The organism is Streptomyces sp. NPDC004838, from assembly GCF_053600955.1.
On sequence record NZ_JBSGAW010000024.1, the window covers coordinates 65,109 to 79,556 of the forward strand.

Below are 14,448 nucleotides of genomic sequence, written 5' to 3' on the forward strand. Positions count from 1 at the left end.
GGGCCGTCAGGGCAGGATCGGGAGGAGCGCGGCGAGGTCGGCCCGCTCGCCACTCGCGCTGACCTGCGCGTTCTCCAGTGCCTCGGCCCATCCCGTACGCCCGGTGGCGAGCCGGATCCAGGTCAGCGGGTCGGTCTCGACGACATTGGGCGGGGTGCCACGGGTGTGCCGGGGGCCTTCGACGCACTGCACCACGGCGTACGGCGGCACCCGCACCTCGACCGCGCCGCCCGGCGCCTTCACGGCGAGCGCGTCGGCGAGCAAACGGGTGCACGCGGCGAGCGCCTGGCGGTCGTGCGGGACGGAGAGGCCGGTGGCGTCGTTCAGATCGTCGGTGTGGACGGTCAGTTCGACGGTACGGGTGACCAGGAAGTCCGTCAGCCGCATCGCCCCAACCCCGGTGGCGACCAGCCGTTCGCCGGAGGCGGTCGGCAGGACGCGGGCGAGGCGTTCGGCCGTGCGCGCGAACAGTTCGCCGATCTCCTCGCCCGCCGCCGGCTCCCTGGTGTGCTCGTCGATCTCCCCGGAGCAGCGGGCCGTGACGAAGGGCCACCCCAGCGCGTCGACTTCCCGCCGCGGCGGCTCAGGGCGCTCGATGTTCCGTACGACGGTCTCGGCCGTCCAGGCGATATGCGCGGCCAGTTCGCGTACCGTCCAGTCCCCGAGCCGGGTGGGCAGCGCGAGTTGTCCGGGGGTGAGCGAAGCGACGGCCGCCGTCACATTCCCGAACTGGGCGAGCACGGCGGTACGGGTCTTGACGGGGTCATGGCTGCGGACGCGCTTCTTGGCCGGGGGCATGACATCGAGGGTAGTCACCGGGGGTCGCGCGCCGGGCCGCCGACCGGGTGGTGTGCCGGTCCGCCGACGGTGAAGGCTTCGCCCTTCGCGGGGATCCCGAAGCCCCGCCAGCGGAACGGGATGCCTCGGGCGGTGTCCAGGTCCGGGGCGTCCATCAGCTGGAAGTGGACGTGCGGTTCGGTGGAGTTGCCGGAGTTCCCGCACTGGGCGAGCTGTTGGCCCGCCCGTACCCGGTCGCCCGCCCGGACGGTGAGCGAGCCGCGCCGGACATGGGCGTACATCGCGTACGTACCGTCCCCGAGGTCGAGCACGATCCGGTTGCCGGTGACCAGGGAGGGTCCCCCCAGCGACCGGAGGAACCCCTCGACGACCATCAGATAGATCACCATCGGCAGCGAGGTACGGCTCAGATGGTCGCGCTGCCGGTCCGAGGCGTGGACGACCGTGGCGTCCGCGACCGCGAGGAGCGGGGCGCCGAAGGCGGGGAAGGCGCTGTTGCGGCGGACAAGGGGCCACAGCCAGGCGGCGCCCGGCCGCTGGGTGCCCGACCGCTGAGTGCCCGGCGTTTCGGCGCCCAATGGTTCGGCGCCCGGCCGCTCGGCGTCCGACCGATCAGCGTCCGACCGATCAGCGCCCGGCGGTTCGGCCACGATGTCGATGGCGTACGTCTGGCCGAAGACGTGCGTGCCATGGCTCGGGACCCTGTCGGCCGGGCTGTTGTGGGCGGTCCAACGGCCGGTGACCGGGGCTTCGACCTCGACCGCGGAGGGACGCTCCCCGGTCGCGTACTCCTTGCGGGCCCGCCGGCTCCTGACGAGGTCCAGCGCGAACGCGGCCAGGCCCGGCGCGACGACCACGGGAGCGCCGCCGGGCAGGCCGGAGACCAGGTCGAAGGCGAGCAGGGCGAGGAAGGTCAGCCAGCCGACCCGGCTGAGGACCGCCGACAGCTTGCGGAGCGCCGTACGTCGCGCGCTCACCGCGCCTCCCCCGTTCGCCGGACTTCCGTCGTTCGTCTGGCCTTCTCCGTTCGCCGGACTTCCGCCGTTCGCCGGGCCTTCTCCGTTCGCCGGACTTCCGCCGTTCGCCGGGCTTTCCCCGTTCGCCAGGCTTCCCGTTCCTCCCGTTTCGCCCCTGGGCATCCTCGTACTCCCCCTGTGGTCGCTACGGTCGCGCCGCGGTCAGGAGCACCAGCAGCGGGACGACCCGTGGAGCCGGGATCTCGTGACGTCCCCGGTCCGAGCTGTGCAGCCAGCCCGCGGCCGTGAGCTGGCGCAGATGGTGGTAGATCTGGCCGGTCGTGCCGAACCCGTCCAGCTCGGCCAGTTCGGCGGCGGTACGGGGAGCCTCGAGGATCACCCGCAGCAGGCACAGCCGTACCGGATGGCCGAGCGCGGCGAAGGAGTCCACCGTCTCGGACCAGTCCGCTTCGAGGAGTTCCTCGGTGAGCGCGCCGAACTGCCACTCGTACCGCTGACCGGCCGACATCCGGACCGAGCCGGCGAACAGCACTCCCCCGTCGTCGGCACCGGCACGGGCGAGCTGGTCCTTGAACCCCTCCAGTGCCCAGAACAGCCCGTCGCCGATGCGCGGGGCCTCGGCGCGCTCGCTCTCCAGCGCGTCCAGCCGGCGTTCCAGCTCGGCCACCCGCTTCTCCAGATCCATGCGAGCAATATACGTAATTACGTAATCACGTTCAAGGGGGAAAGAACCGAGCCCCTGCCCGATGAGGTCGGGCAGGGGCTCGGCGACGAACGGTCGCGTCGGTTCACACAGCCGCGCGAACGCGCGCGGAGGCGGTGGAGGCGGTGGAGGCGTCAGACCAGCAGGCCGGGGATGGTCTCCTCGTGTGCGGTGCGCAGCTCGCTCAGCGCGATGCCGAACTGGCCCTGGATCTCGACCTCTTCACCGTCCACGACACCGATACGGGTCGCGGGCAGCCCGCGCGCCCCGCACATGTCGTTGAAGCGGAGCTCCTCGCTGCGCGGAACGGCGACGACCGCGCGGCCCGCCGACTCGCTGAAGAGGAACGTGAACGCGTCCAGCCCGTCCGGCACGACCAGCCGCGCGCCCTTCCCGCCGCGCAGACAGGACTCGACGACCGCCTGGATCAGTCCGCCGTCCGACAGATCGTGCGCCGCGTCGATCATTCCGTCACGGGACGCCGAGATCAGGATCTCGCCGAGCAGCTTCTCCCGGTCGAGGTCCACGGCCGGGGGCAGTCCGCCGAGATGGTCGTGGACGACCTGCGACCAGGCCGAGCCGCCGAACTCCTCCTTGGTGTCCCCGAGGAGGTAGAGCAGCTGCCCTTCCTGGGCGAACGCGATCGGCGTACGGCGGTTGACGTCGTCGATCACGCCGAGGACGGCGACGACGGGCGTCGGATGGATCGCCGTCTCACCGGTCTGGTTGTACAGCGACACATTTCCGCCGGTCACCGGGGTGCCGAGCTGGAGACAGCCGTCCGCCAGACCACGGGTGGCCTCGGCGAACTGCCACATGACCGCCGGGTCCTCCGGCGAACCGAAGTTCAGGCAGTCGGAGATCGCGAGCGGCCGTGCCCCGGAGGCGGCGACATTGCGGTACGCCTCCGCGAGCGCGAGCTGCGCGCCCGTGTACGGGTCGAGCTTGGCGTACCGGCCGTTGCCGTCGGTCGCCATCGCCACGCCGAGGTTCGACTTCTCGTCGATCCGGATCATGCCCGCGTCCTCGGGCTGCGCCAGCACCGTGTTGCCCTGGACGAACCGGTCGTACTGGTCCGTGATCCATGCCTTCGACGCCTGGTTCGGCGACGCCACCAGCCGCAGGACCTGCTCGCGCAGTTCCTCGGGGGTCGTCGGCCGGGGCAGCGCGTTCGCGTCGTCCGCCTGGAGCGCGTCCTGCCAGTCGGGGCGGGCGTACGGACGGTGGTAGACCGGGCCCTCGTGGGCGACGGTCCGCGGCGGGACGTCGACGATCTGCTCGCCGTGCCAGAAGATCTCCAGCCGCTCGCCCTCGGTGACCTCACCGATGACGGTGGCGATGACGTCCCACTTCTCGCAGATCTCCAGGAAGCGGTCGACCTTGTCGGGCTCGACGATCGCGCACATGCGCTCCTGCGACTCGCTCATGAGGATCTCCTCGGGCGAGAGCGTCGCGTCGCGCAGCGGCACGGTGTCGAGGTCGACGCGCATACCGCCCGAACCGGCGCTCGCCAGCTCGGAGGTGGCACAGGAGAGCCCGGCGCCGCCGAGGTCCTGGATGCCCGCGACCAGCTTCTCCCTGAAGATCTCCAGGGTGCACTCGATGAGGAGCTTCTCCTGGAAGGGGTCGCCGACCTGGACGGCCGGCCGCTTGGCCGGGCCGGTGCTCTCGAAGGTCTCGCTCGCGAGCACCGAGACGCCGCCGATGCCGTCGCCGCCGGTACGGGCCCCGTACAGGATGACCTTGTTGCCGGGGCCCGACGCCTGCGCGAGATGGATGTCCTCGTGCCTCATCACCCCGATGCAGCCCGCGTTGACCAGCGGGTTGCCCTGGTAGCAGGAGTCGAAGACGACCTCGCCGCCGATGTTCGGCAGGCCGAGGCAGTTGCCGTAGCCGCCGATGCCGGCGACGACGCCGGGCAGGACGCGCTTGGTGTCGGGATGGTCGGCCGCGCCGAAGCGCAGCGGGTCGACCACGGCGACCGGGCGGGCTCCCATGGCGAGGATGTCGCGCACGATGCCGCCGACGCCGGTGGCCGCGCCCTGGTAGGGCTCGATGTAGGAGGGGTGGTTGTGCGACTCGACCTTGAAGGTCACCGCGTACCCCTGGCCGACGTCCACGACGCCCGCGTTCTCGCCGATGCCGACGAGGAGGGCGTCGTTCTCCGGGGCCTTCTCGCCGAACTGCTTGAGGTGCACCTTGCTCGACTTGTACGAGCAGTGCTCGGACCACATGACCGAGTACATCGCCAGCTCGGCGCCGGTCGGACGGCGGCCGAGGATCTCCCGGATGCGCGCGTACTCGTCTTCCTTGAGGCCCAGCTCCGCCCAGGGCTGGCCGGTGTCGGGAGTCCCCGTGGCGTGCTTGACGGTGTCGAGGGTCATGAGAGGACCAGCTTCTTGATGATCGAGGTGAAGAAGGCCAGGCCGTCGGTGCGGCCGGTGCCGATCAGGGGCTCGACGGCGTGCTCGGGGTGCGGCATCAGACCGACGACGTTCCCCTGGGCGTTGGTGATTCCCGCGATGTCACGGAGGGAGCCGTTGGGGTTTCCGTATCCGTCGGCGTCCGCGCCGTCGACGACATAGCGGAAGGCGACCCTGCCTTCCGCCTCCAACTCGTCCAGGACCCGCTCATCGGCGACATATCGCCCGTCGATGTTCTTCAGCGGTACGGAGATCTCCTGGCCCTTGTCGTAATCGGAGGTCCAGGCGGTGTCCGCGTTCTCCACCCGCAGCTTCTGATCACGGCAGATGAAGTGGAGATGGTTGTTACGGAGCATCGCGCCGGGCAGCAGATGCGACTCCGTGAGGATCTGGAAGCCATTGCAGATACCGAGAACCGGCATGCCCGCCTTGGCCTGGTCGATGATCGTCTCCATCACCGGCGAGAACCGGGAAATGGCTCCGGCCCGGAGATAGTCGCCGTACGAGAAGCCGCCGGCGAGGACGACCGCGTCGACCTGCTTGAGATCCTTGTCACGGTGCCAGAGCGAGACGGGCTCGGCACCCGCGAGCCGCACCGCCCGCAGGCTGTCCCGGTCGTCGAGCGTGCCGGGGAACGTGACCACACCGATCCGGGTGTTGCCCCGGCCCGAGGAACCTTCCTCACGGGCGGCGGCGGGGGGAGACGGTTGGGCGGTCACGACTCGTCGACCTTGACCACGAAGTCCTCGATGACGGTGTTGGCGAGGAATGTTTCGGCCATCTCATGGATGCGGGCGAGGGCGGCTTCGTCGACCGGCCCGTCCACCTCCAGCTCGAAGCGCTTCCCCTGACGGACGTCCGCGATGCCGTCGAATCCGAGGCCGGGCAGTGCGCGGTGCACCGCCTGTCCCTGGGGGTCGAGGATCTCGGGCTTGAGCATGACGTCGACTACGACGCGTGCCATTGGGCACTCCCGGTGGTGTGTTGCGAAGGCGGTTCCCTCAGCGTACCCGGCGCGAAAATCTACTCGCGTAGATATGGGCACATATCAGGCACCCCCGCCAGGCACCCGAACCGAGAACGCGCAAGGGAACGGACAGCGAAAATCCGGGAAAATATCCCGGCAGTCATTGCCGGGGACACGCGCAGGTAATTGCGCGGGCTTCACAATGTGCCGTCGGCCGCTGTACAAAGGAATGCGTGAGAAGCCGCTTGTGGCCCTCATGCACTGGAAAGCCGGTATCACCACATGTCGGAACCGGGGACCGGTGGTATCGCGGGAAAGGACCGATATCCGTGGCTCAGCGAGTAGTGGTCGCACTCGTCGACGACATCGACGGCGGAGAAGCGGCGGAAACGGTCATCTTCGGTCTGGACGGGAAGTCGTACGAGATCGACCTGAATACCGCCAACGCAAAGAAACTACGCAAGGCTCTCGCGCCCTTCGTGAGCGCGGGCCGCAAGCAGACGGGCGCCGGGAAGCGCGGCAAGGCCCGCGTCGCCTACAAGCACACCTCACTGGAGCCCGCACCCGCGGCCGTCCGGGCGTGGGCGCAGTCCAACAAGATGGACGTGCCGGCCCGCGGCCGGATCCCCAAGGCGGTCTACGAGGCGTTCCGCGAGGCGAGTTGACCGGCCCGTCGACTCGGATCGCGACACGATCCGAGTTGCGCAGTACCCCCGCACGTCGGCTAGAGTCTGGAGCACGCCGAGGGGCGAGGCCGCAAAGCCCCACCTCAGCAGCGTGCGGGTGTAGTTCAGTAGTAGAACATCCCCCTTCCAGGGGGAAGGCGCAGTGTGCGATCCCTGTCACCCGCTCTACATTGCCTTAACCGCCACGGAAGTGGTTCGGGTAAGGTAGTGGTCGCACCGCGCGGTGAGAGCCGGGCGGGAGCAATGCGGACGTGGCTCAGTTGGTAGAGCATCACCTTGCCAAGGTGAGGGTCGCGAGTTCGAATCTCGTCGTCCGCTCGTGAAGGATTGAAGGCCCTGGTCGGGAGACCGGGGTCTTCGTCATTTCTCGCCCATGGTGTGCGCGGTGTTCGGACGTGATGCTCCGCCAGCGATGTTCCGTCTGCGATGTTCCGCGCGTGGTCGTTCGAGTTCCGTGCACGGCCGCTCGCCCGGTCGGGTTGTCGTGTGGTGCGTGGTGTGCGGTATGCGGTGTGCGGTGGCGCGTTCGGTGTTTCGGTCCGTCCCCTGCCGTCTTCTGCCGATGACATTTGTCATCCGGGGTGGTGACACCGCGCACTGCCTTCCGCGCGCGGCGGGCGGAAGCCTGGAGGCATGACCACCACAGACCAGTACGTGATTACGGCGGAGGGCCTCCGGCGCGGCTACGCGGGCGGCTTCGAAGCCGTGCGGGGCATCACCTTCTCGGTGTCGCGCGGAGAGATCTTCGCCCTGCTCGGGACCAACGGCGCGGGCAAGACCTCCACCCTCGAACTGCTCGAAGGACTCGCCGCCCCCACCGCCGGCGCCGTACGGGTACTCGGCCACGATCCGTACCGCGAACGGGCGGCCGTGCGCCCCCGTATCGGTGTGATGCTCCAGGAGGGCGGCTTCCCCTCCGATCTGACGGCGGCCGAGACCGGCCGGATGTGGGCCGGCTGCACCAGCGGGGCCCGCCCGGTCGGTGAGGCCCTGGAACTGGTGGGGCTCGGCGCGCGGTCCGGCGTACGGGTGAAGCAGTTGTCGGGCGGTGAGCGGCGGCGGCTCGATCTCGCGCTGGCCCTGCTGGGACGGCCCGAGGTCCTCTTCCTCGACGAGCCGACGACCGGGCTGGACGCGGAGGGCCGGCGCGACACCTGGGACCTCGTACGGGCGCTGCGCGACACCGGCACGACGGTGCTGATGACCACGCACTATCTGGAGGAGGCCGAGTCGCTCGCCGACCGGCTGGCGATCATGCACAAGGGGCGGATCGTCACATCGGGCACCCCCGCCGAGGTGACGGCGGACCGGCCCGCCCGTATCCGCTTCGTCCTGCCCGACGGCGTGTCCGCCGCACAGTTGCCGCTGTCCCTGCGGGCCGCCGCCGACGGTCGTCGGATCGAGATCCGCACCCAGCGGCTCCAGGACTCGCTGGAGGAACTGCTGCGGTGGGCGAGCGAATCGCGCGTGCGGCTGGAGGGGCTCGACGCCCGATCGGCCTCGCTCGAAGAGGCTTTCCTGGAGATCGCGCAGACGGAAACGGCGGGTGTCTGACATGGCGGCCCTCACGACGACCTCCGGGCGCAGCACCCCGGCGGGGCGCAGCACCCCGGCCGGGCGGCTCATCGCCCTCGGGCGGGCGGAGTTGACCCTGCTCGTACGGAACCGGACCGCGCTCTTCGTGGCGCTGCTGATGCCCCCGTCGATGGTGCTGCTGATGAGGTCGTCGCTGGACCAGGTGGATCTCGGCAAGGCCGGGATGAACGTCGCCGAGGCCGCGGTGACCGGCGGCATCGGGATCGTGCTGATCCTGGTCGTGCACATCAACCTCGTGTCGGCGTATGTGGCGCGGCGCGAGGAACTCGTGCTCAAGCGGCTCCGCACGGGCGAGGTGCCGGACCGGGAGATCCTCGCCGGGACGGCCCTGCCGGCCGTCGGGCTGGCGCTCGCGCAGTGTCTGCTGCTGACCGTCGCCGGGGTGGTCTTCCTCGATCTGGACGCGCCGAAGCGCCCCGATCTGCTGATCGCGGGCATCGCCGTGGGGCTGGTGCTGCTGATCGCCCTGGCGGCGGCCACGGCTGCGGTGACCCGGACCGTGGAGAGCGCGCAGCTCACGACCATGCCGATGTTCGTGATCTCGCTGGGCGGCTCGGGGCTTCTCATTCCGCTTGACGCGATGCCTGAGAGGATGGCCCAGGTCTGTGAGTTCCTGCCGCTGAGCGGGGTCATGATGCTCGTGAAGGCCGGCTGGTTCGGTGTGGGCGACGCCGGGGAGCTGGGAGGGGTCGCGCTGACCGCGCTGGCCTGGACCGTGCTCGCGGTGTTCGCCGCTCGGCGGTGGTTCCGCTGGGAGCCCCGCCGCTGATCCGCCGCCGCGTGCCGTTCCGGGCTGCCGGTCCGTACCGTCGGGCCGTGCTGCCGGGTGTCGTGGCGTCGGGTGGCGTCGCGTGGCGTCGGGTGCTGCCGGGTGTCGTCGCCGCGCCGGTCGCGGTGCCGTCGGGTGTTCGTCCTGCTGTCGTCCTCGTGAGGGAGTGCCCGTGCTGATGAAGGGCTGGAGCGGGCGCAGCGGGCTCGCCAAGGTGGATCTGTACACCCGCGGGACCGTCTATGTGCTCGTGTGGAGCGGGGCCGTCGGCCTGACGCTCATCATGCTGACCCCGCCCGTGCGCAGGGACGGACCGCTGATCCTCGCCGTGGCCGGGCCGCTGCTGGGCATCGCGATCGGCGTGGTCTGCTCTCGGCTCGCCCATCGGGCGATGGACGCCTATCTGGGCCGAGGGGAGGTGCCACGACGGCTCATCTGCTGGGCCGTCGGACTGACGGCGGCGGCGACCTGTACCTCCCTGACGATCATGTCCACCTTGGCCACGGCGGATCTGCAGGCGCTGTCGTCGATGCTGCTGACGGGCTCGCTGATGCCCTTTCTGACCGTGCACAGTCTGCTCGTGCGCAACCGGGTCACGGTCGTGGTGCAGCTGATCGCGCTGGGCGTGGTCGGCGGACCGGTCGTCCTGATCGCGGACGACATCGGCTGGACCCTCGCGACCCTCCTCTTCCTGGCCTTCATCAACGGCTGGACGGCGTTCGCGGCCCGTGCGTCGATGTGGATCCTGGCGGTGCTGTGGGAGCTGCGGCGGGCCCGCGATGTCCAGGCGCGGCTCGCGGTCGCGGAGGAGCGGCTGCGCTTCGGCCGCGATCTGCACGACGTACTGGGCCGGAACCTCGCCGTCATCGCGCTCAAGAGCGAACTGGCCGTCCAGCTCGCCCGGCGCGGACGGCCCGAGGCCGTCGACCAGATGGCCGAGGTCCAGGGCATCGCCCAGGAGTCGCAACGCGAGGTCCGGGACGTGGTGCGCGGCTACCGCGAGGCCGATCTGCGGGTGGAGCTGGAGGGCGCGCGAGGCGTGCTGGTCGCGGCGGGGATCAGCTGCACGGTGGTCGTGGGCGAGTTGGACCTGCCCGGTGAGGTGCAGTCCGCCCTGGGCTGGGTCGTCCGGGAGGCCACGACGAACGTGCTGCGGCACGGGGACGCGCGTCGCTGCACGATCTCGGTGGCGACGACCGACGGCTCCGTCGTCCTGGTCGTCGAGAACGACCGCGCGGCCGAGGGGCCCTCACCGGCCACCACGGGCGGCTCCGGTCTCGCCGGCCTGCGCGAGCGGCTCTCCGCGGTCGACGGCACCCTGGAGGCGGGCCCGGCGCGGGGCGGGTACTTCCGGCTGACGGCACGGGTGGGGATGCCCTCGCGGATCTCCGACGGCGCGGGGGCGCAGGGCGCGGAGGCCGATGGCGCGGGCGCTGAGGGCGCGGGCGCGGAGGGCACGGGCGCTGTCTGCGCCGAGGACGTCGATGCCGGGCTGGAGGCCGGTACCGAGGGTGCCGGTACCGGTCTGGACGCCGGTACCGAGAGTGCCGGTGCGGGTCCGGGGGCCGGTCAGGGACACGGGCGGCCGATCGGCGCGTTCACGGGGATCAGAGCCGGGGCCGGAACCAAGGCCGGGACAGGTACGGAAGGGACTGCGTGACCGTGCGCTGGAGGAACGTGGTACGAGGGGCGACCGGGCGCGGGATGGCCGTGCGCCCGGCGACCGTGCGCGGGGCGGCCGTACGCGGGGCGGGGACGGGGGTGCGCGGGATGGCCGTACGCGGGGCGGGGACGGGGGTGCGCGGGACGACCGCGCGCCCGGCGGGGGTGGGGGCGGCGTGACCGTACGGGTGCTGCTCGCCGATGACGAGCACCTCATCCGGGGTGCCCTCGCCGCGCTCCTCGCCCTTGAGGACGACCTCGAAGTCGTCGCCGAGGCGGCCTCCGGCACCGAGGCGCTCGCCATGGCACGCGCCCACCGGCCCGATGTCGCCGTGCTCGATCTCCAGATGCCCGGCGGAGACGGTGTGACGGTGGCCACATCCCTGCGCGTCGAACTCCCGGCCTGCCGGACGATGATCGTCACGAGTCACGGCCTGCCCGGCCACCTCAAACGCGCCCTCACCGCAGGGGTGCGCGGCTTCGTCCCCAAGACCGTCAGCGCTCAGCGGCTCGCCGAGATCATCCGTACCGTCCACGCCGGAAACCGCTATGTGGACCCGGAATTGGCGGCGGACGCGATCTCCGCCGGAGACTCCCCGCTGACCGTGCGCGAGGCCGAGGTGCTGGAACTCGCTGCGGACGGAGCGCCGGTCGCGGAGATCGCCGAGCGCGCGTCGCTGTCGCAGGGGACCGTGCGGAACTATCTGTCGTCGGCCGTCTCCAAACTGGGTGCGGAGAACCGGCACACCGCGGCCCGTCTCGCGCGGGAGCGGGGTTGGGTATAGTGGGCTTCGCGCACGGCGCACGCGGACGTAGCTCAGTTGGTAGAGCGCAACCTTGCCAAGGTTGAGGTCGCCAGTTCGAACCTGGTCGTCCGCTCAGGATGAAGGCCCTGCTCCTCTTGTGAGGAGCAGGGCCTTCCTCGTATCCCCGCCGCCCGGTGGTGGCCGGAGGCGGCTGAGGGCTTGCGGGGATCGGGGTGTCGCTCCCCCGCAAGCCGTTGGGCCCAGGACCTGCTCAGGACCACGGGACGGATCAGGACCAAGGGACGGATCAGGACCAGGGACGGCTCAGGAACCGAGCCTGCTCAGCCCTGGGCCTGCTCAGGACCGGGACCTGCTCAGGATCACGGGATACTCAGGACCACGGCATGCCGGTGAGCAGTTCGTACGCCTCCAGGTACTTCGCCCTCGTCGCCTCGACGATCTCCGGCGGAAGCGCGGGCGGGGGCTGCTCGCTCCTGCGGTCCCAGCCGGACGCGGGGGAGGTCAGCCAGTCGCGGACGTACTGCTTGTCGTACGAGGGCTGGGCGTGGCCCGGCTCCCATTCGGCGGCCGGCCAGAAGCGGGAGGAGTCCGGGGTCAGCACCTCGTCCGCGATGACCAGCCCGCCGTCGGCGTCGAAGCCGAACTCGAACTTCGTGTCGGCGAGGATGATGCCCCGCTCGCGGGCGATGTCGCGGGCCCGGCCGTAGACGGCGAGAGTCGTCTGACGCAGCAACGCGGCGGTCTCGGCGCCGACCTGGCGGGCCACCTCCTCGTAGCTCACGTTCTCGTCATGGTCCCCGACCGCGGCCTTGGTGGCAGGTGTGAAGATCGGCGCGGGCAGCTCCGAGCCGTCGGTCAGGCCCTCCGGCAGCGCGAGCCCGCAGACCGTGCGGGACTCCTGGTACTCGACCAGCCCGGAGCCCGTGAGATAACCGCGGGCCACGCATTCGACCGGGATCATGCGGAGCGACTTGCAGGTGAGCGTGCGGCCCTCCCAGTCGGCGGGCGCGCCCTCGGGAAGCTCGGTTCCGAGCACATGGTTCGGTACGAGATCCCGGAGCAGCTCGAACCACCACAGCGAGAGCCGGGTCAGGACCCGGCCCTTGTCGGGGATCTCGGTGGGGAGCACCCAGTCGTACGCCGAGATACGGTCGCTGGCGACCATCACGAGGTCTCCCGCGTCGTTCCGGTACAGGTCGCGCACCTTGCCGGTGTGCACATGCACCAGGCCCGGCACCTGCAACGGTTCGGGCTTTTCGACGAATCCGGACACGGTTCCTCCCGCGGATCTGAGCCAATGCTCCTGATTGTCTCAGTCGCGTTTGCAGATGCGGTCGAGGAGGTTGGCGGTAGCCCGCTGGACGCGGGTGTCGACATGGCCGGGCCGGTCCAGCGCGGGTGACCAGGCGAACGTGCCGGCCGCGAAGACGAGCGCGCCGGAGGGCGCCCGGTACAGCGATGTCTCCTGGTGCCGTACCGCTCCTTCGCCGTCCCGGTACGGCGAGTGGGCCAGCAGAATGCGGCCCTGGTGCTCGGGCAGCGCGGTGCGCGGGAAGTAGCGGTCGGCCTCGCCGGCGACCAGTCCCGGCAGTTCGTCGCCCTCGCCCGCGCCGGTCGCGTCCCAGAGCCAGTGCCCGGCGTTCCGTACGACCATGGGGTGCGGCTCGGGGACCCGGCCCGCGTACTGGATGCCCAGCAGTTGCTGTTCCGCCCGGTCGACGTCCCGCCACAGCGCGGACTTGCCCGGTCCCCTGCGCTTGCGGCAGGTGAGCAGCCGGTTCGGCACACCGGACGGGGACGGGTCCAGCTCCACCTGCCAGTACAGGGTGCCGGCGGAGAGGAACACCAGCGAGGTGCCGCCGTCGCGGGCCGCCTCGACCGTGCGGCGCATGGGGGCCGACCAGTATTCGTCGTGGCCTGGGAAGACCAGGCCACGGTAGCGGGCCGGGTCGACGCGGCCCGCGTGGAGATCGCCCGCGTCGGCGTAGGCGAGGTCGTAGCCGTACCGCTCGGCCCAGCGGATGAAGTCGTAGGCGTGACCCACGTGGAGGGGCAGTCCGGCGCCCGCGTACGGGCGGTCGAACGACACCGTGACGGCGGCTTCCCGCTCGCCGAGCAGTCGGCCCTCCTCGTCCCAGGCGTGGTACAGGCTCGCACCCGTCCGGCCGTCCTCGGGATAGAGGTTGTACGCCTGCCAGGTTATGTCGGGGAGCAGGAGCAGCAGGTCGGCGGGCCGGTCGTCGCGGACCGTGAAGGGGACGTGGGAGCGGTAGCCGTCGGCGGTGGTGAGCACGGCGACGTACGCGCCCACCGACCAGAAGGACGGGACCCGGAGCCGCCACGACATCCACCAGTGATGGCAGGAGACCGTACGGCCCGCGGTCAGCGGGGGCGGCTGGACGATGCCGGCGAGGCGGGGGCTGGTGGTGACCTTGAACGCGCCGTGCCCCGCGTAGTGCCCGATGCGGTAGACGTCGACCGAGAACTGCTGGGGCGGGTCCACGGTGACGTGGAAGTCGATCGCCTCTCCCGGCGCGACGGCGCTCGTGGACGCGAACCCCTTGATCTGGCGCCGTACGTCATCGGCCGTGCGGGGCGCTCGGGCATTGCGGCCCCGGTCCGGGTCCGCGTACCAGGGCACGGCCTGCCCGGTGTCGTCGATGTACTGCTCACTGCTGCGCAGCCAGGGCAGGGGGCCCTGCCCGAAGGGGTCCGAGACGGCATGGGCGAGGGCGCCCGATTCCCACCGCCGGATGTGCTCCGCCCCCATGTTCCGCGCTCCTCCTCGTTCCCGCCCCTGCGGCGTTCCCGTCCGTGCGGGGTTCCTGTCTTGTACGGCGTCTGCCCGTACGGCGTTCTGTCCGTACAGCGCTCGTGTCCATACAGCGCCCGTGTCCGTACGGCGCTGGTCTCCGTACGGCGTGGCTGTTCCGGCTGGGTCCGTGGCCCCTCCCACGGACGGCGGTGCCGCGCCGACCGGCTGGCTCCACCCTCCAGCACATCACATAACGCACGCGACTCGTCACCCTTCGTCGTGAATTATTGAGTCGCTGAGCGTTTTTGGTGCTGATTTGCCAGGATTTAACAGACCTGGGGCTTC

The 14,448-nt window shown here is 70.7% G+C and carries 13 protein-coding genes and 3 tRNA genes; 8 read left to right on the plus strand and 8 right to left on the minus strand.

Annotated features, from left to right (window positions below; genetic code table 11):
• Positions 1 to 6: 6 nt before the first annotated feature.
• From ACWEFL_RS25280 to purS, 6 genes are all read right to left on the minus strand, one after another.
• On the minus strand, positions 7 to 798 hold the full coding sequence (locus tag ACWEFL_RS25280) for a sterol carrier family protein (protein WP_451716644.1): 792 nt from the start codon (positions 796 to 798) through the stop codon (positions 7 to 9).
• Between the two features lie 14 nt (positions 799 to 812).
• On the minus strand, positions 813 to 1,775 hold the full coding sequence (locus ACWEFL_RS25285; RefSeq protein WP_451716645.1) for a M23 family metallopeptidase: 963 nt from the start codon (positions 1,773 to 1,775) through the stop codon (positions 813 to 815).
• Between the two features lie 184 nt (positions 1,776 to 1,959).
• Complete coding sequence (locus tag ACWEFL_RS25290) at positions 1,960 to 2,460, minus strand: ArsR/SmtB family transcription factor (RefSeq protein ID WP_451716647.1); 501 nt, start codon at positions 2,458 to 2,460, stop codon at positions 1,960 to 1,962.
• 152 nt (positions 2,461 to 2,612) lie between these two features.
• A complete protein-coding gene (purL, locus tag ACWEFL_RS25295; RefSeq protein WP_451716649.1) occupies positions 2,613 to 4,862 on the minus strand; it encodes a phosphoribosylformylglycinamidine synthase subunit PurL in 2,250 nt (749 codons plus the stop codon).
• The gene (purQ, locus tag ACWEFL_RS25300) at positions 4,859 to 5,551 is read right to left on the minus strand and encodes a phosphoribosylformylglycinamidine synthase subunit PurQ (protein ID WP_451716742.1); all 693 of its coding nucleotides are present in this window, start codon (positions 5,549 to 5,551) and stop codon (positions 4,859 to 4,861) included. The genes purL and purQ overlap by 4 nt, the downstream gene beginning before the upstream one ends.
• Before the next feature lie 65 nt (positions 5,552 to 5,616).
• Complete coding sequence (gene purS / locus ACWEFL_RS25305) at positions 5,617 to 5,865, minus strand: phosphoribosylformylglycinamidine synthase subunit PurS (protein WP_451716651.1); 249 nt, start codon at positions 5,863 to 5,865, stop codon at positions 5,617 to 5,619.
• A 332-nt stretch (positions 5,866 to 6,197) separates the two neighbouring features.
• On the opposite strand from purS, the gene ACWEFL_RS25310 reads away from it, so the two are divergent.
• The 8 genes from ACWEFL_RS25310 (at position 6,198) to ACWEFL_RS25345 (ending at position 11,460) form a co-directional block, all read left to right on the plus strand.
• Complete coding sequence (locus ACWEFL_RS25310; protein WP_451716652.1) at positions 6,198 to 6,533, plus strand: histone-like nucleoid-structuring protein Lsr2; 336 nt, start codon at positions 6,198 to 6,200, stop codon at positions 6,531 to 6,533.
• 114 nt (positions 6,534 to 6,647) lie between these two features.
• Positions 6,648 to 6,719 (plus strand) — tRNA-Gly (locus ACWEFL_RS25315).
• 80 nt (positions 6,720 to 6,799) lie between these two features.
• Positions 6,800 to 6,872, plus strand: a tRNA-Gly gene (locus tag ACWEFL_RS25320).
• Positions 6,873 to 7,187: 315 nt separating this feature from the next.
• Positions 7,188 to 8,108 carry an ABC transporter ATP-binding protein gene (locus tag ACWEFL_RS25325; protein ID WP_451716654.1) on the plus strand — a complete coding sequence of 307 codons (921 nt, stop codon included), beginning with the start codon at positions 7,188 to 7,190 and terminating at the stop codon, positions 8,106 to 8,108.
• 1 nt (position 8,109) lies between these two features.
• A complete protein-coding gene (locus tag ACWEFL_RS25330; protein WP_451716744.1) occupies positions 8,110 to 8,919 on the plus strand; it encodes an ABC transporter permease in 810 nt (269 codons plus the stop codon).
• A 178-nt stretch (positions 8,920 to 9,097) separates the two neighbouring features.
• On the plus strand, positions 9,098 to 10,579 hold the full coding sequence (locus ACWEFL_RS25335) for a sensor histidine kinase (protein WP_451716746.1): 1,482 nt from the start codon (positions 9,098 to 9,100) through the stop codon (positions 10,577 to 10,579).
• Positions 10,580 to 10,757: 178 nt separating this feature from the next.
• Complete coding sequence (locus ACWEFL_RS25340; RefSeq protein WP_451716656.1) at positions 10,758 to 11,366, plus strand: response regulator; 609 nt, start codon at positions 10,758 to 10,760, stop codon at positions 11,364 to 11,366.
• Between the two features lie 21 nt (positions 11,367 to 11,387).
• Positions 11,388 to 11,460, plus strand: a tRNA-Gly gene (locus tag ACWEFL_RS25345).
• Positions 11,461 to 11,718: 258 nt separating this feature from the next.
• On the opposite strand, the gene ACWEFL_RS25350 is transcribed toward ACWEFL_RS25345, so the two are convergent.
• Together ACWEFL_RS25350 and ACWEFL_RS25355 are read right to left on the minus strand one after the other, a co-directional pair.
• Entirely contained in the window at positions 11,719 to 12,621 is a 903-nt protein-coding gene (locus tag ACWEFL_RS25350) for a phosphoribosylaminoimidazolesuccinocarboxamide synthase (RefSeq protein WP_451716658.1), read from the minus strand.
• A gap of 39 nt (positions 12,622 to 12,660) precedes the next feature.
• Positions 12,661 to 14,118, minus strand: coding sequence for a N,N-dimethylformamidase beta subunit family domain-containing protein (locus tag ACWEFL_RS25355; RefSeq protein ID WP_451716660.1), 1,458 nt, complete (start codon positions 14,116 to 14,118; stop codon positions 12,661 to 12,663).
• Positions 14,119 to 14,448: the final 330 nt, after the last annotated feature.

Bases quoted from the DNA above. Each gene is read 5' to 3' on its own strand.
- ACWEFL_RS25335 (WP_451716746.1), top strand. From the start codon at position 9,098: ATGAAGGGCTGGAGCGGGCGCAGCGGGCTCGCCAAGGTGGATCTGTAC.
- ACWEFL_RS25355 (WP_451716660.1), bottom strand. From the start codon at position 14,118: ATGGGGGCGGAGCACATCCGGCGGTGGGAATCGGGCGCCCTCGCCCAT.
- ACWEFL_RS25325 (WP_451716654.1), top strand. From the start codon at position 7,188: ATGACCACCACAGACCAGTACGTGATTACGGCGGAGGGCCTCCGGCGC.
- ACWEFL_RS25330 (WP_451716744.1), top strand. From the start codon at position 8,110: ATGGCGGCCCTCACGACGACCTCCGGGCGCAGCACCCCGGCGGGGCGC.
- purS (WP_451716651.1), bottom strand. From the start codon at position 5,865: ATGGCACGCGTCGTAGTCGACGTCATGCTCAAGCCCGAGATCCTCGAC.
- purL (WP_451716649.1), bottom strand. From the start codon at position 4,862: ATGACCCTCGACACCGTCAAGCACGCCACGGGGACTCCCGACACCGGC.
- ACWEFL_RS25290 (WP_451716647.1), bottom strand. From the start codon at position 2,460: ATGGATCTGGAGAAGCGGGTGGCCGAGCTGGAACGCCGGCTGGACGCG.
- ACWEFL_RS25280 (WP_451716644.1), bottom strand. From the start codon at position 798: ATGCCCCCGGCCAAGAAGCGCGTCCGCAGCCATGACCCCGTCAAGACC.